The organism is Corallococcus sp. bb12-1, assembly GCF_026626765.1.
Lineage (GTDB): Bacteria > Myxococcota > Myxococcia > Myxococcales > Myxococcaceae > Corallococcus > Corallococcus terminator.
This window is the reverse complement of sequence record NZ_JAPNJZ010000001.1, coordinates 875,240-895,835: the sequence shown is the minus strand read 5'-3', so window position 1 is coordinate 895,835 and position 20,596 is coordinate 875,240. Positions and strand designations below refer to the sequence as shown.

12 protein-coding genes are annotated in these 20,596 nt (G+C 67.2%); 3 read left to right on the top strand and 9 right to left on the bottom strand.

Going from position 1 to position 20,596, the window contains the following annotated elements:
• Positions 1–398: 398 nt before the first annotated feature.
• The 3 genes from OV208_RS03735 (at position 399) to OV208_RS03725 (ending at position 6,159) form a co-directional block, all read left to right on the top strand.
• A complete protein-coding gene (locus OV208_RS03735; protein WP_267572811.1) occupies positions 399–3,242 on the top strand; it encodes a TonB-dependent receptor domain-containing protein in 2,844 nt (947 codons plus the stop codon).
• Between the two features lie 205 nt (positions 3,243–3,447).
• A complete protein-coding gene (locus tag OV208_RS03730) occupies positions 3,448–5,013 on the top strand; it encodes a sensor histidine kinase (RefSeq protein WP_267572407.1) in 1,566 nt (521 codons plus the stop codon).
• A 195-nt stretch (positions 5,014–5,208) separates the two neighbouring features.
• Positions 5,209–6,159: a hypothetical protein gene (locus OV208_RS03725; RefSeq protein ID WP_267572406.1), complete on the top strand. Its 951-nt coding sequence runs from the start codon at positions 5,209–5,211 to the stop codon at positions 6,157–6,159.
• An 18-nt stretch (positions 6,160–6,177) separates the two neighbouring features.
• Here OV208_RS03725 and OV208_RS03720 read toward each other — a convergent pair whose 3' ends face one another.
• The 9 genes from OV208_RS03720 to OV208_RS03680 form a co-directional block, all read right to left on the bottom strand.
• Positions 6,178–6,330 (bottom strand): hypothetical protein, encoded by a 153-nt coding sequence (locus OV208_RS03720; protein ID WP_267572405.1) that lies wholly within the window; start codon positions 6,328–6,330, stop codon positions 6,178–6,180.
• Positions 6,327–6,698, bottom strand: coding sequence for an ArsR/SmtB family transcription factor (locus tag OV208_RS03715; RefSeq protein WP_267572404.1), 372 nt, complete (start codon positions 6,696–6,698; stop codon positions 6,327–6,329). Before OV208_RS03715 ends, OV208_RS03720 begins: the two co-directional genes overlap by 4 nt.
• A gap of 10 nt (positions 6,699–6,708) precedes the next feature.
• Positions 6,709–7,140, bottom strand: coding sequence for a VOC family protein (locus OV208_RS03710; protein WP_267572403.1), 432 nt, complete (start codon positions 7,138–7,140; stop codon positions 6,709–6,711).
• 160 nt (positions 7,141–7,300) lie between these two features.
• Positions 7,301–10,156: a VWD domain-containing protein gene (locus OV208_RS03705; RefSeq protein ID WP_267572402.1), complete on the bottom strand. Its 2,856-nt coding sequence runs from the start codon at positions 10,154–10,156 to the stop codon at positions 7,301–7,303.
• Between the two features lie 405 nt (positions 10,157–10,561).
• Positions 10,562–13,417 (bottom strand): SBBP repeat-containing protein, encoded by a 2,856-nt coding sequence (locus OV208_RS03700; protein WP_267572401.1) that lies wholly within the window; start codon positions 13,415–13,417, stop codon positions 10,562–10,564.
• Positions 13,418–13,728: 311 nt separating this feature from the next.
• Positions 13,729–15,195 carry a hypothetical protein gene (locus tag OV208_RS03695; RefSeq protein ID WP_267572400.1) on the bottom strand — a complete coding sequence of 489 codons (1,467 nt, stop codon included), beginning with the start codon at positions 15,193–15,195 and terminating at the stop codon, positions 13,729–13,731.
• A gap of 615 nt (positions 15,196–15,810) precedes the next feature.
• Positions 15,811–17,460 (bottom strand): DUF2357 domain-containing protein, encoded by a 1,650-nt coding sequence (locus tag OV208_RS03690; protein ID WP_267572399.1) that lies wholly within the window; start codon positions 17,458–17,460, stop codon positions 15,811–15,813.
• Positions 17,461–17,496: 36 nt separating this feature from the next.
• Complete coding sequence (locus tag OV208_RS03685; protein ID WP_267572398.1) at positions 17,497–19,047, bottom strand: McrB family protein; 1,551 nt, start codon at positions 19,045–19,047, stop codon at positions 17,497–17,499.
• On the bottom strand, positions 19,044–20,522 hold the full coding sequence (locus OV208_RS03680) for a DNA cytosine methyltransferase (RefSeq protein ID WP_267572810.1): 1,479 nt from the start codon (positions 20,520–20,522) through the stop codon (positions 19,044–19,046). Before OV208_RS03680 ends, OV208_RS03685 begins: the two co-directional genes overlap by 4 nt.
• Positions 20,523–20,596: the final 74 nt, after the last annotated feature.

Sequence of the window (20,596 nt, the reverse complement as noted above, 5' to 3'; positions counted from 1 at the left end):
CAAGTGTCCGCCAGAGGAAGGATGCGCGGATTGTGGCCGGGCCCCGAGCCAAGAGGTTCGCGGCGATCACGGTGGGGCGCTTGTCAGGGCGGACATCCCCTGGCCTCATGGGCGCTGGCCGGGTTTTGACTTCACGTACGACGAGCTCCACCGCCCATGACCGTAGGCCCATGTCCGTAGGAACGCGGAGCGAGCCCCGTCGCATCGGTGCGGTCGCGCTGGTGCTGGCCCTCCTGTCGCCGGCCCTCCCCGCGCGCGCGCTGCCGGCAGGGCCTCGGCCTGGGGCCGGCGCCACCGTGGAAGCGGAAGACCCCGGCAGTGAGCGCCTGGGCGACACGCTGGACGCGGGCCTGCCCGTCCAGGAGGAGAACCTCACCACCGGCTCCGGGCCTTCGGGCATGGACGCGCCGTGGATTGAAGGGCAGGGCTCCCCGGACGGCGGCGCGGGCACCGTGGCGAAGGAGGCGGAGCTCCAGCGCACCGACGCGGGCTGGGCGGTGGAGGCAGGCGATGCCTCCGACGGCGGGCCCGCGCTGGCCGCCTTCGTGCCGCCCGCGCTGGTGGGGGACTCCCCCGCGCCGTACCCGCCCCGGCTGGTGGGCGAGGGCGTGGCCGGCACGGTGAAGCTGGAGCTGCTGGTGGACGAGGCGGGCGAGGTGGACACCGCCACGCTGGTGGAGGGTGTGCATCCGCTGCTCAACGAAGCCGCGCTGCACGCGGCGCCCCTCTTGCGCTTCTCCCCGGCCCTGATGGAGGGCAAGCCCGTCGCGGTGCGGTTGTTCTTCGAATACCGCTTCGAGGCCCCCATGCCGGTGGCCACCCGCGCGGATGGCGGCACCGAAGGCACCCGGCTCCAGGGCCCCATCACCCTCAAGGGCCTGGTGCGCGCCAAGGGCAACCGCACGCCGCTCATCGGCGCCACGCTGGTGTCGGACGCCGCGCCGGACTCCCCGGTGCAGACGGATGAGCACGGCCACTTCGAAGCGCGCTTCCCCACGGGCGGCCAGGCGGTGCGCGTGTTCGCCCCGGGCCACAAGCCGGGCCTCTACCGCGAGGCCCTGAAGGGCACCGAGTCGCTGGAGGTCGTGTACGGCCTGGAGCCGCTGGTCCTGAACCCCTACGAGACGGTGGTGCGAGGCGACCGCGAGCGCACGGAGGTCAGCCGCATCACGCTGCGCGACGCGGAGCTGCGGGAGGTGCCCGGCACCATGGGCGACCCCTTCCGCGTCGTCATGCTGCTGCCGGGCGTGGGCAGCATGCTGTCCGGCGTGGCCTACCCGGTGGTGCGTGGCAGCCAGCCCGCGTCCACGGGCTACTTCCTGGATGGCATCCGCATCCCCATCCTCTTCCACCTGTTCCTGGGCCCCGCGGTCATCCACCCGGACTTCCTGGACGCCATCGACTTCTATCCGGGCACGCCGCCGCCGCAGTACGGCCGGCTGATGGGCGGCGCCATCGACGGGCGCCTCACCCGGCCGCGCGACGACCGGGTGCACGGCAGCGCGTACGCGGACTTCATCAACGCGGGCTTCTTCATCGAGACGCCCTTCAAGTCCACCGGCACCAACGTCAGCCTCGCGGGCCGCTATTCCTATACGCCGTGGCTCATCGCGCTGGCGGCCAACAGCCTCCAGGACCCGCCGCCGCCGGGCCGCACCAATCCCAAGGTGGTGCTCGACTTCTGGGATTACCAGGCCCGCGTGGAGCAGGACGTGGGTGAAGGCAAGCTGCGGCTGTTTGCCTTTGGCTCGTCGGACACCTTCGGTTCAGAGGCGCAGGACGCGGAAGGCGACACCGCGCTGCAATCCATCATCTTCCACCGCGTGGACCTGCGGGGCCGCTACCCCGTGGGCAAGGGCGAGTTCGAGGTGGGCGGCACGTGGGGCCTGGACCGCTTCTCCGTCGTGTCCCGCGGGCCGGACAACGGCGATGAAATCTACATCGACCAGAGCACGCTGTCGGGACGCGTGGGCTACAGCGTGCCCCTGTCGGAGCGTCTGTTGTTGCGCACGGGCGCGGACGTGGACCACAAGCGCGCCATCGTGGACATCATCAGCCTGGAGGGCGGCGAGGAGGTGGGGGAGGACAGCATCCACGCGCCCGTGGCGCTGGCCACCTTCGCCGGTGCGTACGCGGAGGCGGTGTGGACGCCGAACCCGAAGTGGACGGTGGTGCCCGGCCTGCGCCTGGACAGCTACCACCTGTCCGGCGGGTTCGACCACAAGGTCATCGAGCCGCGCCTCACGGTGCGCCACAAGCTCACCGACACCGTGACGATCAAGGGCGGCGCGGGCATCTTCCACCAGCCGCCCACCACCCTCATCAGCCTGCCGGTGGTGGACGTGGGCAGTCTGGTGTTGGGGCTCCAGGAAGGCGTGCAGATGTCCGTGGGCGCGGAGTGGAAGGCCTTCAGCAAGTGGGAGGTGGGGCTGGATTTCTATGTGAACCCCATGCTGCGCACCATCGAGCTGACGCCCTTCTCCGACGAGGGCCTGGGCGACGACCTGGGCACCGGCGACCCGTCCGGACCTGGCGAACCCGACCTGCCGCCGGGCGGGGGCGGCATCAACCCGTATGGCTTTCGCCGGGTGCGCGCCCGGCAGATCAACGTGGACGACCCGCCCATCAGCCGCGACGACTGGGACCTGCCGGACTTCGAAAGCCACGGGCTGGCGTATGGCATGGAGCTGCTCATCCGCTACCCGCTGGGGAACAACTGGTTTGGCTGGCTCTCCTACAGCCTTCAGCGCAGCACGCGGCGCACCACGTTCTTCCGCTACGACGCCACGGGGAAGGCCATCTCCGAGGAGCAGGCCGACCTGCCCTTCGCCTTCGACCAGACACACATCCTGAACCTGGTGGTCAGTCACAAGTTCTCCAACAACATCACCCTGGGGGGCGTGCTCCACTTCAACACCGGACGTCCCGAGTACGGCACCCTGGGCAGCCAGACGATGCGCGAGGGCACCGACAGCGACGGCCGCCCCACGTGGGTGCGGGTGGATCGCGATCAGGTGGACCGGCTGCCGCCCTTCTTCCGCTTCGATGTGCGCCTGTCCAAGGCCTGGGCCTACGAAACCTTCACCCTGGAGGCCTACCTGGACATGCTCAACGTCACCCTCAACCAGGAGACCCTGGGCTTCGAATACGAGGGCGGGGGCTACAGCCGGCAGCCTTTGACCAAGAATTCCGTGGGGTTACCCATCGCCCTGCCCATCATCGGCGTCAAAGGCCGGTACTGAACCGCCCTGGCAGGTAGGCCCAATGCTCAGGGGTGAGCAGTTTTTCGCCCACCCTGCACTCCAGGGCCGATCCACAAGTGCCTGAATGTGTCAGTATTCCGCGAGACGCGGGTTTTCCATACCTGCCCGGCACCGTCGCCAGGGCAGAGGCAAGGCCCGAAGCGTCGGGGGGAGTACGATGATGGGTTTGTCCTGGGGGCCGGGTATGGCCTCGGCGTGGGAATTGCCCGCCGACAACGAGACGCCCTGCATCCTCCTGGAGCCCTTGCATGGGGAGACGGGCGAGGTGCTCGACTTCCGGTGGACGTCCATGAACGTCCCGGCCGAGGGTTGGGTGCGTTCCCTGGAGCTGGGCCGGCACCTGTCATTGTGGGCGCTGGAAGGCGTCGTGCTGGTGGATGTGATGGCGTGCGTGCGGGTGCTGATGCGCGGCGTGCCGCACGTGGGCCAGGTGCCCGGGGACGCGGCGGGCCGTCAGTACGTGGTGGTGCGCCACGGTGAAGGTCTGGCGCTGTGGCTGTTGCCGCGCGACGAGGGACGGGCCTCCGACGCGCAGCAGGCGGCCCGCGAGCGCAACGCCCGGCGCGAGGTGGAGGAGGCGCTGGCGCGCACGGAGCAGACGGTGAGCGCGCTGCGCGAGGCGGAGGAGCGCTACCGGCTGGCGACGCGGGCCACGCACGACGTGCTGTGGGACTGGCACTTCGCCACCGACCGCGTGAGATGGGACCCGGGGACGGGGGATGCGTTTGGCCATGCGACGGCGGTGCTGGACCACCAGTTGGGCTGGTGGGGCGCGCGCGTGCACGACGACGACCGTTTTCGCGTGGTGGACAAGCTGGTGGACTTCGTCGCGTCCACCGGAGACGTGTGGAAGGACGAGTACCGGTTCCAGCGCGCGGATGGCAGTTGGGCGCATGTGTTGGACCGGGGCGTGCTGGCGCGCGACGACGAGGGGCGCCCGGTGCGGATGATTGGTTCGATGATGGACGTCACCGAGCGCACGCGTGAGCTGGCGTCCATGGTGGAGGAGGCGCGCTTCCGCGAGCGCTTCATCGGCATCCTCGGGCATGACCTGCGAAACCCGCTCAACGCCATCGTGTTGTCGGCGCGGGCGCAGAAGCGGCGGGGTCCCCTGGAGTGCACGCCGGAGCAACACCGGCAGCACGCGCAGCGCATCGAGTCCTCCGCGACGCGCATGGGCAACATGATCGCGGACCTGCTGGATTTGACGCGGGCGCGGCTGGCCGGCGGCATTCCCCTGCGCAAGGGCCCCATGGACCTGGGGGCGGTGTGTCAGCAGGTGGTGGACGAATTGTCCGCGGCCTACCCGGAGCGCGCCATCGCGGTGGACGTGGACGGGAAGGCCGAAGGCGAGTGGGACGCGGAGCGCCTGGCCCAGGTGTTGAGCAACCTGGTGGGCAACGCGCTGGAGCATGGGACGCCGGAGGCGCCGGTGTTCCTGCGCTGCTGGGCGAAGGGGGATTCTCAGGTGTTGGAAGTCCAGAACCCCGGCACGCCCATTCCCGAGGAACTGCGAGAGCGGCTGTTCGATCCGTTCCGGCAGGGTGAAGGGGAGCGTGAACAGAGCCGGCGCAACGCGGGGTTGGGCCTGGGGTTGTTCATCGTGAAGGAGATCGTCCAGGCGCACGGGGGCTCCGTGGAGGTGGCTTCGTCGGAGAAGGACGGCACCACGTTCACGGTGAAGCTGCCCCGGCCGCCGCGTCCGAAGGCAAAGGCGAAGGCGTCTCGGGGTCGCACGCGAACCGCCTGAGCTTTTGGAAGGGGTGACCGTTCACCGCCGTGCGGTGAACGGGTGAGCGTCCTTTGTCATACGCACTGCGTGTTGGGCGAAGGACCGAAGGGGATGGGTCGGGAGTGCAGGGACACTGCTCGCCTTGCGCAGGCGCGTTTACCGATTGATCAGGCCGTACGGCTCGTGCGGCCACCCACGCGGAGGCAGTCCCCCATGCATGTCATTCCCCCTCGCATCCCCTCGTCCCGTTCGTCTCGTTGGCTGTCCCTGGTGCTCGCCACCGCGCTGAGCGGCTGTGGTGCGCCCCTGGTGGCGGACGAGCAGGCAGAGGCTCCTGCACACGCCATGGATGCCATCATCTCCGCGAACGGGCTCTCCACCAATGGCTTGTCAACCAATGGCCTTTCCACGAATGGCCTTTCCACGAATGGCTTGTCGACGAATGGCCTCTCCACGAATGGCCTCTCCACGAATGGGTTCCGCACGTGGTTCACGGCGGACCCCGCGTCGGCGGACATGGTGATGCGCTACGTGGTGCAGTGCTCGATGGCGGCGGGGAAGCAGTTGACGTACCAGTCGCCCACGACGGGGGCGAACTACACGTGGAAGGGGAGTCTGGGATTGGCGCCGGGGTGGGCGGGGGGGGCGCCGGCGACGGTGGCGGAGCAGCAGGTGGTGAGCGCGTGCCTGGCGGCGCACGCGAACAAGTACGGCGTGCACGTGGACATCTCCGTGCTGGGGCGTGACTCGGTGGGTGGGACGGTGCCGTATTCGACGGATGAGCTGAACACCTACGCCGAGCGCGAGGCGTGCTTCTTCGGCAACCTCTTCACGGGGGAGGGGACTTTCGCGGCGAATGACGGCGCCTACCTGGAGTACGACGAGAGCACGGTGCGCACCTGCGGCCTGTCCTCCTGGAGCGAGACGACGGCGTGCACGCCCATGGCCCACGTGGGCGCGTGCCGGTACTACTGCACGCTGGACACCACGCGGACCTACTACACGCGTTGCACGTACAACGGCGTGACGTACCGGCCCATCACCACGCGCATGCAGCCCCAGGACATCTACCGGTGCGGCGACAACGTCTGCCAGCTCACGGAGAAGTGCGGCACCAGCAATACGCCGGACAGCTGCGCGGCGGACTGCGGGCCCTGCAAATAGTCGCGGGGGAGTGTCTGTCTATGCGGGGAGGGGCCGCGCGGCGTGAAGCCGGTAGCGCGTGACGAGGTCCCCCCACCAGGCGTCGATCTCCTGGGTGAAGACCTCGAAGGTATCCAGCGGGGACACGGCGACGAAGGTGGTGACGCGGGCACGGTCCGCGGACAGCGTCATGACTTGCGACCTCCCGAAGTTCCGGGGCCTTTCGTGCCCCGGGTGCGTTCCGCGTGGGCCTTGAAGGCGCCCAGTGGGTCTTCCCAGAAGGACTCCACCTCGTCGAGCCAGCCGCGCAGGGCGGCGAAGGGCTCCGGGCGCAGGCGGTAGACGCGCACGCGAGCGTCGTCCGCGTCGATGTTCTCCTCCACGAGCCCCGTCTGGCGCAGCACGCGCAGGTGGCGCGACATGGCGGGAGGACTCATGTCGAAGGCGGCGGCCAGCTCCCCGGCGGGGTGGGGCCGCTGGCGCAGGCGGTCCACGACGCCCCGGCGCGTGGGGTCGGCGAGGGCGGAGAGGGTGCGGTCCAACGCGGACGGGGTGGGCATGGATTTGTGATTACACCGGCGCCGAGACGCGCTGGGTGAACCACCAGTGGTGGCCTTCGGGGTCGGTGACTCCGTAGGAGCGGTTGGTGCCCCAGTCGTCGCCGTAGTTCTTCGTTTCGGGCTCCTGGAGGATGGTGGCTCCGGCGGCGCGGGCGTGCGCGCAGTGGGCGTCCACGTCGTCCACGTAGACCATCAGGTTCTGGGTGTTGATGCCCCCGTGCGGCTTGGGGCTCGCGTAGGTGAAGCGCTTGTGGGTGGAGCCCACCATGATGACGCCGTCGCCATAGACGAGCTCCGAGTGCACGATGGTGTTGTCCGCGCCTTCGACCTTGAGGCGCGTCTGGAAGCCGAAGACGCGCTCCAGCCAGTCGATGGCGGCGGGTGCGTCCTCGTAGAAGATGCTGGAAGAGATGCGAGGCCAGCCTTCGGGGAGCGGTTTCATGGTGGGCACTCCGGTGGGAGAGTCGTTAACGAGTGGGTGAATGATTAACTTGGTGGTTAAATTTCGTCAACCCCCGGAAACAGCGAGGCCCGCCCCACCTGTGAAGGGTGGAGCGGGCCCCGTGTGAAGACTGGAGACGAGCAGGTGGAGGCCTTGGGGCCTAGCGCACCTGGACCTGCACCTTGTCCAGGCCCCACGTCTCGTTGGTGATGCCGGGCAGGCCATCCGCGAAGAACTGGAGCGCCAGGGTCGGCGTGGTGTGCTCGAACGTGACGGTCACGTGGTAGATGGAGTCACCGTCCGGGTAGAAGAGCGTGTTGCGCTCCGCGGCGCCGCTGCCCGCGGGGCTGGCGGTGCCGCCCACCTGCGACGGGTAGAACTGCGCGCTGGACGTGTTGGAGAAGGTGGTGCGGAACACCTCGCCCACGCCGCCGACCGTCAGGCCCCAGTGGTTCGGACCGAACGGACCGTTGCCATCCCACGACTGGAGGATGAACAGGTCGAAGCTCACCGTGACGGTGCTGTGCGCGGGCAGCGAGGCCAGCGACAGCTGGACGGTCTCGTTGCTGAACTCGCCCAGGAAGAAGCGGTCTCCGGAGGGGCTCAGGCTGATGGCCTGGTTGCTCCACTCGGCGCCGGCCTCGGCGTCGAAGCGGCCCAGGTACACCTGGCTGGCGATGGGCTGCTGCGCCTCCGCCTGCGCCGCGCCCGTGGCGAGCGCGGGGTCGTTCGTCATGGCGACGTCCAGGATGCAGCCGTCCAACTGGGCGGCGTCGGTGACGCCCGCGGACTGGCAGGTCGCCTGCGCGGCCTGACGCTGCGCCGTCGTCAGCTGCGTGGTGGTGGCGGTGGACGCCGGCAGGCTCAGGTTGGTGAGGCTGGCGGTGCTCTCCCCGGAGCCGTAGTCGAGGATGGACTCCGCCTGGGTGATGCGCCAGCTGTCCGCGAAGTTGGGCGTGTTCTTGTAGAGCTGGTTGAAGCTCAGCGGCGCGGTGAGCTGCGTGCCGTTGCGCAGGGCGAAGTCGTCCGCGCGCACGTTGTTGAAGTTGCCCAGCAGGCCGCGCACCTGCCCCGTGCGCGAGGGCGCCAGGGTGAGCGTGATGTTCAGGTAGGACGTGAAGTTGTCCACGATGAGCTGGTCACCCTGGGGCGACGTGATGATGTAGCGCGTGGTGGTCGCCTTGAAGATGCGGGTGCCGTCGGACAGCGGCTGCACGTCGCCCACCGGGAGCGCGACCGCCGCGCCGTTCACCATCAGCGGGTTGGTGGAGCGCGCGTAGACACCGACGCGGTCCGTGCCGAAGCGTGAAGCGACGCCGCTGTAGAGCGCCACGCGGTTGCCGCTGGCCTTCTGGCGCGACTGCACCACGAAGGGGTTGGGGGCCAGGGGGATGGACTCCGTCAGGATGAACTCGCCCACCGACTGGAAGTCGTAGTTGAAGCGGTCGGACGTCACGAGGTGCGGGTCTCCCCAGCCGTTGCCGCTGCGGCACTGGGCCACGAGGGCCGGATCCGCGGAGCAGCCGTCCGCGTAGCGCAGGATGAAGAGGTCGTGGCCTCCCTGGTTCGTCGCGGCGCCGATGTTGCCCGTCGACTGCCCCACCACGTAGACGCCGTTGTCCGTGTCCGCGGAGACGCCGTTGGCGATGTCTTCCAGGGAGGAGGGGTCGTCGCTGGTGGAGTCGTACTGGTGGACGGACTTGAGGTCGAGCCGCACGTCGTACTTCGCCAGGAAGACGTCCACGCTGCCGGAGAAGGCGGCCGGGTCGTTGCGCAGGTCGAACTGGGTCACGCCGACGAGGTAGAGGTTGGCGCCACCATCGGAGGCGATGGCGTTGACGGAGTCCGTGCCCGCGGTGCCCAGCAAGGTGGCCCGCTGCTTCACACCCGCGGTGCTGTACTGCATGACGAGCGCATCCCAGCCACCCGCGTTGCTCAGGGTGCCATTGCTCAAGGTGGCGTCCGCGTTCAGGGTGCCGGTGGTCTGGCCCACCAGGTAGATCTCCGTCGCCCCCGTCGCGTTGCGAGAAGCCGTCAGCGCATAGGCATAGTCCGTGCCCGAGGTGCCGTCCTGGCGCACCCATTCCCGCGTGGAGAGGTCCGCGGGGTACTTGAACAGGACCAGGTCATAGGTGTTGAGGCCCTTGGTCGTCTGGGTGGGGAAGACGCCGTTGGAGTAGCCCCCGATGTAGACCTTGCCGTCGCGGTCCACCGCGACGCCGCGCGCGTAGTCGAACTTGCTGGAGGGCGAGCCGAGCTGGAGGGCGTTGGACTCGGAGCCGTTCGCCAGGTAGCGGGCGACGATGATGTCGGTGCCGCCGGCGGTGACGCCGGGGACGAAGACGCCGCCCACGGTGTGGCCGGTGAGGTAGGCGTCCCCCGTCGTCTGGTTGACGGCGATGGCATACGCCAGGTCTTCCTTGTTGGAGCCCCGCTGGCGGCTCCAGAGGAGGCCCTTGGTGTTGCCGTTGTACTTGCGCACGAAGACGTCGGCCAGGCCCTGGTTCGTCCCGGAGTGGAGCGCGCCGCCGGGCAGGGTGCCCCGGGTGTAGCCCGTCACGTAGATGGAGGGCGTGCCGGTCGCGCAGCCGTGGATGGCGATGCCGGTGCCGAAGTCATCCGCGACGGAGCCGAATTGCTCCGCCCAGACGAGCGCGCCGTTGCTCGTCTTGTGCTTGAGCAGGAAGACATCCATCCCGCCCGCATGAGTCTGACCGAGGACGGAGCTGTTCGCCCGGCCCACGGTGTAGAGGAAGCCGCCGCACGTCGCGGTCGACGTGGCCTGCTCCGTCGCGGAGGTCCCCGCCTCCACCGTCCACGTGGGGAGCGGCGCCGACGTCAGGCCCATGATGGGGGCGCGGCGCGGGGCGCGAGCGGCGTCCCGGAGGCCGGCGGAGAAATCCACCGGGTAGAGCGCGTCCGCGGACGGCTCACGGGTGGGCAGGGGCTCCCGCTCCACGGCCTGGGCCAGGGATGCGATGAATAGACTGCTCAGGAAGAAAGGGACTCTGGACATGATGGGGCCTCACCTCGGGACGGGAGGACATGCTGAGAGGGATTTTCGGGGGCAATGCAAGTTGCGGAGCCGACATAACAGAAAAGCAATAATTGTGTGCCCGCTGTCCGGTTCGTCGCGCGTTTGTTTCAGATGTCCTGGTGTTACACGAATGTAATGAGTCGTCTTCACTCTGGGTGATGACAAACATGTCAGGGTGGAGTGCGTGGGAGGGGCATTCCCGACCCTGGAACGTGGAAGGACAAACGAAAGGCCCGCCCCACGTGATGACAAACATGTCAGGGTGGAGTGCGTGGGAGGGGCATTTCCGACCCTGGAACGTGGAAGGACAAACGAAAGGCCCGCCCCACGACGACGCGTGGGACGGGCCCTGAGTGAGGCCGACCGGATGGAGGAGGGTGCCGGTCAGCGCGTCTGCACCTGCACCTTGTCCAGGCCCCACGCCGCCTGGGGGATGCCGGGCAGGCCGTCCGCGAAGAAATGGAGGGCCAGCTCCGGCGCGGTGTGTTCGAACGTGAAGCTCACGCGGTAGGTGGCGTCACCGTTCGGGTAGAGGAGGGTGCCGCGCTCCGTGGCGCCGGTGCCCGCGGGGCTGTCGGTGCCGCCCAGCTGGGCCGGATAGTCCTGGCGGCTCGACGTGTTGGAGAAGGTGGTGCGGAACACCTCGCCCACGCCGTCGGCGCGCACGCCCCAGGTGTGCGGGGCGGAGGGGCCGTTGCCATCCCATCCCTGGAGGATGAACAGGTCGAAGCTCACCGTGACGGTGCCGTGCGCGGGCAGCGAGGCCAGGGACAGCTGGACGCTCTCGTTGCCGAACTCGCCCAGGAAGAGGCGGTCGCCGGAGGGGCTCAGGCGGGTGGACGGGTGGCTCCACTCGGTGCCGACGCGGGTGGCGAAGTGGCCCAGGTACACCTCGTTGGCCAGCGGCTGCAACGCCTGCGCCTCCGCGGCGCCCGTGGCGAGCGTGCTGTCACCCGTCTGGGTCACGTCCAGGATGCAGCCTTCCAGTTGCACGGCGTCGGTGACGCCCGCCTCCTGGCAGGTCTGCTCCGCGGCCTCCTGCTGCGACCGCGACAGCGCCTTGAGCGTGGTCGTGGCCGCCGGCAGGGCTCGGTTGGTGAGGGTGGTGGTGCTCTCCCCCGCGCCGTAGTCGAACAGGGACTCCGCCTGGGTGATGCGCCAGCTGTCCGCGAAGTTGGGGGTGTTCTTGTAGAGCTGATTGAAGCTGAGCGGCGCGGTGAGCTGTGTGCCATCGCGCAGGGCGAAGTCGTCCGCGCGTACGTTGTTGTAGTTGCCCAGCAGGCCTCGCACCAGGCCCGCGCGCGAGGGCGCCAGGGTGAGCGCGAGGTTCAGGTAGGACGTGAAGTGGTCCACGATGAGCTGGTCGCCCTGGGCCGACGTGACGAGGTAGCGCGTGGCGGTGGGCCGGAAGACGCGGGTTCCGTCGGACAGGGGTCGCACGTCGCCCACTGGGAGCGAGACGGCCGCGCCGTTCACCATCAGGGGCTGGGTGGTGCGCGCGTAGACCGCGACGCGGTCGGTGCCGAAGCGGGCGGCGACGCCGCTGTAGAGCGCCACGCGGTTGCCGCTGGCCTTCTGGCGCGCTTGAACGGTGAAGGGTTCGGCGGCCACGGGGACGGACTCCGTCAGGATGAACTCGCCCACGCCCTGGAAGTCGTAGTTGTAGCGGTCGGAGGTGACGAGGTGCGGGTCGCCCCAGCCATTGCCGCTGCGGCACCAGGCCACGAGGGCCGGGTCCACGGAGCAGCCGTCCGCGTAGCGCATCACGAAGAGGTCGGTGTCGCCCTGGTTCGTCCCGGTGCCGATGTGGCCCTTGGAGTAGCCCACCACGTAGACGCCCGAGTCGTTGTCCGCGGAGACGCCCGTGGCCGTCTCATCCTTCAGGGCGGGGTTCGGATGGGTGGAGCCGTACTGGTGGAGGGACTTGAGGTTGAGCTGCACGTCGAACTTCGCCAGGAAGGTGTCCACGTTGCCAAGCAACGCACCAGGGACGCTCTTCAGGTCGTACGTGGTCGTGCCGACGACGTAGAGGTTGGCGCCACCGTCGGAGGCGATGGCGGTGACGGACTCACGGCCCGGGGAGCCCAGCAGGGTGGCCCGCTGCTTCTCGCCCGCGGTGCTGTACTGGAAGATGACCGCGTCGTAGTCGCCCGCGTTGGCCAGGGTGCCGGTGCCCAGGAGGCCGGGCGCGAGGGTCGCGCCGAGGGTGTGTCCCACCAGGTAGAGTTCCGTCGCGCCCGTCGCGTTGCGGGACGCCGTCACCGCGTACCCGTAGTCCGCGCCCGACGTGCCCTCCTGGCGCACCCATTCCCGGGTGCCGAGGTCCGCGGAGTATTTCATCAGGAAGAAGTCGATGCCGCCCAGCGGGGCCTGGCCGGGGAGCGTGCCGTTGGTGTAGCCGGCGACGTAGACATTGCCGTCGCGGTCCACCGTGAGGCTCCGGGCGATGTCCGTCCGGTTGGCGGTCGTGCCCAGTTGGAGGGCGGTGGACGCGGTGCCGTTGGCCAGGTAGCGGGCGCCGATGATGTCGAAGCTGCTGGCGGTGACGCCGGGAACGAAGGACCCCAGGGTGTAGCCGGTGAGGTAGACATCGCCCGTCGTTTCGTTGGCGGCGATGCCATACGACAGGTCATCCCTGTCGGAGCCCCGCTGGCGGCTCCACTGCAACCCCTTGTTGAGGTTGTACTTGCGCACGAAGACGTCGTAGCCGCCCTGGTTCGTCCCGCTGTGGAGCGCGCCGCCGGGCAGGGTGCCCCGGGTGTAGCCCGTCACGTAGATGGAGGGATTGCCGGAGGCGCAGCCCTGGATGGCGACGCCGGTGGCGTAGTCCTCGGAGGCGGAGCCGAACTGCTCCGTCCAGATGAGCTGACCGTTGCTCGTCTTGTGTTTGAGCAGGAAGACATCCATGCCGCCCGCGTTCGAGCCCCCCGGCAGGGCCCGGTTCGCCGTGCCCACCGTGTAGAGGAACCCGCCGCACGTCGCGGTCGCCGTGGCCTGCTCCGTTCCAGCGGTCCCGTGCTCCTTCGTCCACGAGGGCAGGGGCGCGGTGGTCAGGCCCGTGAGCGGGGCCAGGGCCGAGGGGGCAAAGCCTCCCCGGGGGGCCCCCGCGAAGTCCACCGGGTAGAGGACCTCCGGCGGCACCGGGGCTTCCTCCTCCACGGTGGGGAGGGGCGCGGGCTCCACGGCATGCGCCAGGGGGGCGACGAAGAGACTGCTCAAGAAGAGGGTGAGTCGGGTCATGGCGAGGGGATTCCTCCTCGGGAGGGGAGGACGGCCTGAGAGGGATTCAACCAGGGTGATAAAATTACGAACCCGACATAACAGAAAAACCATCAATGCGTGATACCGCGTCACAGAATTCACGCGTCTGTTTCAGATGTCAGGGGGCCGCACGGATGCGGTGAGCTGTCTTCACTCGGGGTGATGACAGGCGTGTCAGGGTGGGGCCGACGGAAGGAGCTTCTGTGACCCTGGCAATCCAGCGCACAGGTCGCGAAAAGGCCCGACCTCCCTTGCGGGAAGCCGGGCCTCTCGACGCGGACAGGTGCTGTCTAGAACGGCCTGGGGGTGCCGCCCGTGCGGGGCTGGGGGCGGTAGTTGAACGAGGGCCCGGTGGAGGCCTCTTGTGGACCCAGGATGGCGGGCAGTGAGGGGGTGAGCTTTCCCACGTAGAGCAGGCCCTGGAAGCCTTCGCTGGCGGGCACGTCGAGCCGCTGGATGTATGGGCTGAGTCCTTCCCGGGCGGCCACCTTGGGGGCCGGCGTGGCGCCCACGAGGCCGCAGGCCAGCTTTCCGTCGCGGTTCAGGTCGCAGCCCCAGCGCGTGCCCTGGGCGTAGCTCATCTCCAGCACCACGAGCGACGGGTAGTCCTTCATCAGGTGCCCCATCGGCGTGAAGCCCTGGTCCCACTCGGTGCCCTTCTCGATGCGTGTGTGCGTGTTGCCCGCCATCACGATGTGGACTTCATTCGGCTTCGCGGCCCGACGCCCGGTCCACAGCTTCGCCTGGGCCGCGTCACGTTCGCTGCCGCGCAGCACGTCCGTATCGTAGGCCACCAGCGACACCCGCTGTCCCGCCGTGCGCAGCGCGCGCACGCGGTCGATGAGCTCCAGGATGGCGCGGCTGCTGCGGCCGTCCTGGTAGGGACGCGACCAGAAGCGTCCTTCCAACAGCGCGTCTTGATCCGCCGGGGCACCGGGGCTGGCCAGGTACGCGTCCACGCGCGCTTGCTCCGTGTCCGGGATGGACAGGCCGAGCACCACCGTGAGGCCCGTCTGCGCGGCCTGACACACCACGTGCCCCACCATCTGGGGCGCTTCCTTCGAACCCAATTGCTCTCCGATGAGCAGCGTCAGGCCCGGGTGCAGCAGCTCCGGCAGGCCCTTCACGGTCGTGGTGCACGGGCCCTCCGCGCTCGGCTCTTCCTTCCAGCCCTCCAGGTAGAAGTCCGAATCCCTCACCGCGGTGGGGCGCTTCTCCTGCGCGATGTTGCCGCTGATGACCTCGACGGAGGGCGCGGACTCCAGCCGGAGCGTGAGCGCCTCTTCCAGGTCCATGTCCCGCACGCCCTTTTGGGCCCCGCGCAGCATGGACAGCTTGTCGGTGCCGGTGTGGTCTTCAGAGAAGTCCACCTCCTGCACGAACGGGTTCGCGCGCATCTCCGCCCGGTCCCGGTACATCTTCCACCACTGCCTGCGATATTCGACATCGTTGCCCGCCGTGACCTGGGACATCCGGAAGATGCGGACCACGGACTGACGCGGGCCCAGGATGATGCCTGTCACCAGGTAGCGGGAGTAGATGGGCACCGTGGCGCCGGATTTCTCCAAGAGCTTCCACGGCGTCACCAGCATGTTCGGATCCTCGGTCTCCTCGAAGGTGTGGCCCTTCTCCTCCAGCAACTGCCGCGTGACGGCGAGCGCTTCCGCCAGGGGCTTCTGGAAGACGTGCTCGTACTTGGGCAGCTCCGAATCAGGCCCACGCTGTGAATGGGCGCAGCCCACGGACATCAAGGTCACGGCGACGAGAATCCAGCGACAGTTCATCAGCTCCCCCGGCGGAGATGGACGACCCCGTCCCACGAGGGGGACGTGGAGGTGCAACGCCAGGGGGACGGCGCCATATCGCCGCTTTGTGAGGATTTATTTCGGAGCTTGAATAGCCGGAAGGCGACCTCCACGTGGGAGGCGTCGGCATGGACGACGGTGGAGTCGCTTCTCGCTGCCCGAGAATGGCGGGCATTCAGGGTGTGAGCCGTCCCACGTGGGGCAGGCCCTGGAAGCTTTGTCCGCCGGGACATCAAGGCGCTGGACGTAGGGGGCTGAGTCCAGCGGGGGCCGCCACTCGTAGGGTTGGCGCGGCGCCCACGAGGCCGCAGGCCAGCTTCCATCCCGGCCCAGATCGCAGCCCCAGCGCGTGCCCTTCGCGTAGCTCATTTCCAGCACGACGAGCGAGCGGTAGCCCTTCTGTAGATGGCCATGGGCGTGAAGTCCGGATTCCACTGCGCGCCCTTTGCGCTGCGCGTGTGCGTATTGCCGGCCAGACGGGGCTCGCGAGGTACGCGTCGATGCGCGCCTGCTTCGTGTCCGGAATAGACAGGAAGTAGCAGGCGTCTTCAGCCAGAAGCGGGTTGCTCAGGCCTGACAGGTAGAGAGTATTTCTTCCAGGAACACGCGACACTGCTCAATGGACATTCCGGGCCGCATCGAAACCGCACCAAACCGGAAGGCCCGCCGGTACCCGTCACGGAAGAACACTTCGGGGGCCTTATCATCCTGCCAATCGCCTCCCGTCTCGGCGTGAAGCTGGGGGGTCAGCAGGAAGGCTGCTTCCACGGTGCGTTTATGTAGCTGTGGTTGGTCGGCTTCGAGTTGCTCCACGAGGGCATCGCGGTAGGTGTGGATGGAGCTCACTGCGTCATTGAGTCCGCCCTCAATGCGGTATTTGGCATCCAGGATGACGACGGGCCGCGTGCTTCCATCCCCGTTCGGTCTGGCCTCAATAGCAATGTCCGGGCGCATCGAACGGCTGAAGGAGCCTACTGTCGGCCCCGCCCTGCGCCACACCTCTTGATAGAGGGGTTGGAAGACGAGGGTGAATGCACCGAACCTGAGCGGCTTGCCCTCCAATTGAAGAACCAGTCCGCCGTGCTCCGTACGTTCGACGATGGCCTCGCTCCAGGACGCTTCGGAGCCGGCATGCAGTGCTGCTGCCCGGGCAAGGCGCAGGAAACACCAGAGCTCGTAAAGATCGAACGTGCGCCGTAGGGGCACCCTGGCGAATGTTCCGGTCACATCTGCAAGCCCCGCCAGGAAATCCCGGTATGCACGGTAGAAGCGCCGGTAGGCCGGGACATGGCGAAAGAGGTGCGATGTGGCAACTGCACCGTGCGATGGGATCACACCCTCGAAGAGCGGCAGCCGCATCATCCGCTCGACCCTGCGTCCCATCTGGCGCGCATGACGCGCGAGGGAAGAAATACGGCCGCCGTCCTTTGTGTCCGCCGCCGCCTGGTCGAACTGGCGGACTACGTGTTGAATGAACGTGCGCCACATTCCGAGCACCATCAGGATGTCTGAATGCTCCCGCCGCCGGACATCGAACTTTCCCGACGACTTCTTCACTTTGGCCGGCAGATGCCCGTGCATCCGCATGGCAAGCTGGCGTGCACTGGGGGCCAGACACGCAAGTTCTGCTTCCGTCAGACGCCGCACCGAGCGCGAGGCCCGTGTCAGGGTGTACGGCGTTACGCCACCTGCTCGTCCCAGGGGCACGGTGCGAATCTCGCGTTCCAGGCGTAGCCAGGGCCTGCGGTTGATCTCCTCGACGGCTGCCTCGATGCGGTCGAAGCACTGACGTAGGAACTCGAAGCGGGCAATCTCTAGCGGCCTGTCCCCGCGCGCGATGCCCACACGGTGCCCGGTCAAGGCGGCCAGCGCCAGTGTGTCGGCGAGGATGTCCCCCACCATCTGGGCGAACTGCGAGCGGGTGAGCTTCGCGACGCTTGGGTCCGTGAGGACGTCCACCACCAGCGGGGATGCGGTCAACCCGCCCAGTGCAAGTTGGACCACCCCTGCGTGGAAGCCAACAGCCCAGCGCCACCGTACGTGGGTATTGGAGAGCGCTACGCGCTCCAGTTCCAGACCATCGACGGAGAGGGTGACCTTGAAGACGTCAATGCCCGTCCCCTTGAGGTGGAACGTAACATCGGAGGCTTCCGTGATCGTGCCTGGCGGTATTGGCCTACCGGGCGGAAGGAGCCTGAAGCTCGCGTCCCCCGCCACGACTGCTTCGAGCGAGAGTCCCTCCGGTAACATCGGCTAGCGCCAGAACTGGAAGGACTCATAAAGGGAAAGCTCGTCACGCATCCGCTTCACGGTGGCCATCGAGTGGGGCAGGTCATCAAGCGCAACCCCCAGGTCTGCCAACATGCTCTCGTGCTCCGGACCACCTCGCAGCTTTGTCAGCACCTTCTGGGTGACCTGGACATCGAGGGCGTCGGGAAGCAGGGCCTGCGTCCGGCTATAGGCGACGTACCTGGAAATCTCCTCCACGGTCCGATAGCCGAAGTGGAGCCGGTGCGGAGCAAGGATGTCCGACAGCCGTTTGAGGAACTGCACGAGGGCCGCATCGAGGACATCCGCAAGCTCAGGACTCTTCGCGGCGAGGGTCGCGCAGTAACCCGGGATGTCCACCTCGCTCATGTCAATCGCGTTGGCACGGTCGAGCACCTTCGGACTGAAGGGACGAGTGGTCTCATCCATGTTGACCGTCCCGATGATGTAGAGGTTATCAGGCCAGGGAATGGATTGGGGCACACCTATGTCCTGCCCCTCTCGGTGGAGATGAATCGACTCGCCTGTCTCCATCGCGCTGAGCACATCGGCGAAATAGTGCTCCGGCTGGGCGAGGTTCATCTCATCCAGGCAGACGAACACGGGCCTAGCGGGATTGCGATGGGCCTGGAGGAGAGCATCGATGAATCGTGTCCGCTGGTACGTTTGTGAGACGGCATCTACGTACCCCAGCAGATGGGCAGGCTCCGTCCAGTCGGGACGCACCGCGATGAGATGAAAGTTCTCGGCAGGAAGGTTCAGGGCCGAGATGCCAAGGACGGAGTATGCATACGCCTTCGCCAGCAGGGTCTTGCCAGTTCCAGAGATCCCCGTCAGGAGCGCAAAATGCTTCTGTCCCAAATGGTTGAGCGCCACATGGTAGCGCTCCACCAGGGGGCGCTCGTAATAAGCACCCAACGCGATGATGCGCTCATACAGCTTGTTGAAATCGGCTGTCGCTGGAGTGACGGCGGCGCCGCCCAGGGTTGAGCCCTGGGGACCGAGTCGTTTGAGTGGCGTTCCGCCAAGGAGGGAGCCCAGGTAGCGTACGTACTCGGTCTCGACGGCGTTCAGTTCGCCTTCGTGCTCGACATCGGCGAAGTATCCGACTGTCGCTGACAGCGGCATCCCCATCTCATCGGAGGGGTCCTTGATGGAAGGGAAGTCTGCCTGCGCAAGGTAGATCCCCTGGCGATGCAAGTAGAACCGGACCTTGTTCGCCTTTTGGTCCTTCGCTGCTGCCGCGATCACGTTGCGGCGGGCTTGGACTGCTTGAAGGCCACCTCCATCGAACAGGAGTGCAAGGTGAAGGATGTTTCTCGGAGGGAGAACAATCCGCGTCACCAGGATCAGCGGATTGCCTGCCTCATGAAGGCCGTCGTAATCGATGCTGTCGATGTTGTAGAGGCCAAAGCGGAAGCCTCCATCCAGTACGAACGGTGCATTGCTGGCCCCAAACGCGAAACTGCTCATGGCCTCCGGATGGGCATCCCTCAAGCGGGTGAGGAACTCATCCTTCGCATCATCGGGAGTCAACGTGTGGTCCTCCGAACGGTCGGGCGCGAGCCATCCGATACGCTGCCGCCTGACTTCTCGGGCGCAATTCCCAGAATGTCGAAGAGGTGTTTTCCGAGGGCAAAGGATAGGAGCGGCGGAACGCTGTTGCCGATCTGTCGGAACGCAGGATTCATCGTCCCCTTGAAGATGAAGCCATCCGGAAAGGATTGGAGCCGCGCAGCCTCGCGCACGGAGATGACGCGAGCCTGGTCGGAGTCATAGTGGATGTGGCTGTAGGTATCCTTGCCAAGATGGGCCATCAAGGTCCGCGCAGGTGCGTCGGGCTCCATCTTCCGCCATTTGTTGGGGAACTTGGTGTGATCGTAGGGCGGCACGTACTCGGCGCGGATGGCCTCCCACGCCTTGGTCCCCTCGCGCGTCGGCTTGCCTTCGTCGCCAGCCAGTCGCTTGAGAGCCTCTGAGAAAAGGCGCTCTGCAAGCTCAAATGCACGTGGATAGTCGTCGCCTGCCTTCATCTGGCGGAAGAGACGGTAGTCGCGGTCGCTCAGACAACGGGTGACATGGTCCATCAGTTGCCCTGAGGAGGCGAATCCCGGCCAGGCACGCAGTTCACGCGCATAGGATGTAGGAGCCACGTCATCCCGGTATGGGATTCCAAGTGTGAAGCGCCGAGCCCCCCGCTTGTCCCTACCCTCCAGGTGCGCAGTGATGGGGGGAAGATCTCGCAACGCGTCTTCTGCCGTGACCGCCGGTTTCGGCCGCGGCACCAACCCTGGCGTGTCGACAAACCTGCTACGCACAGGATGGAAGAGGTCCGTGGTGACAATGTGCTTGAGTGCGACCTGTCGAGAGCCTTCGTAGCCAGGAGGAAATTCGACCTTGTGCGACCCCAGCGGGAATGAGGGCTGGATGCCCGCTCGCGCATGGATGGCCATGAGGAAGAAGCGCTCACGCATCTGCGGAACGCCGTAGTTCGCGGCGTTGAGGAGCGTGTAGGCCGTCCGGTACCCGAACTCCTCGAGCGTGTCGCAGATCTCCTCTGCCAGATTGTGGCCGCCGTAGTTGAGGATGTCCGGGACGTTCTCCATCACGAGTGCGACAGGCGCGAGCGTCTCGACGTACCTCAGGTATGGGAGATACAGCTTGGCTCTTGGGTCTTGCCGGAAGGCCTCCGGATGCTGGTTGATCTCTCGGAGTTTTGCCCGTCCTACCCGGGCAAAGGCCGGGCACGGCGGGCCCCCGACGATGATGTCGACACCCGCTCCCGCATCTGCGTGCCCCCACTGCGCCATCACTGCGGCTGGTTCGTTCTCCTTCGCCGTGATGTCTCGCGCCACGGAGTGCATGGCGAACTCATCAGGAAGGCTGTCGCCATGGAAATTGGTCGCATAGGTGAGTGCTGCGAGTGGATCGAACTCGACGCCGCCCACGCTTCTTCCTCCGGAGCGGTGGAACCCAAGGAAGAGGCCCCCTGCTCCTGCAAAAAGGTCGATGACACGCGGACGTCGATCTGTCCGGGGCGACGGGACCGAGCGGAAACGGGCGAGCTTGCTCCGGACGTAGTGAT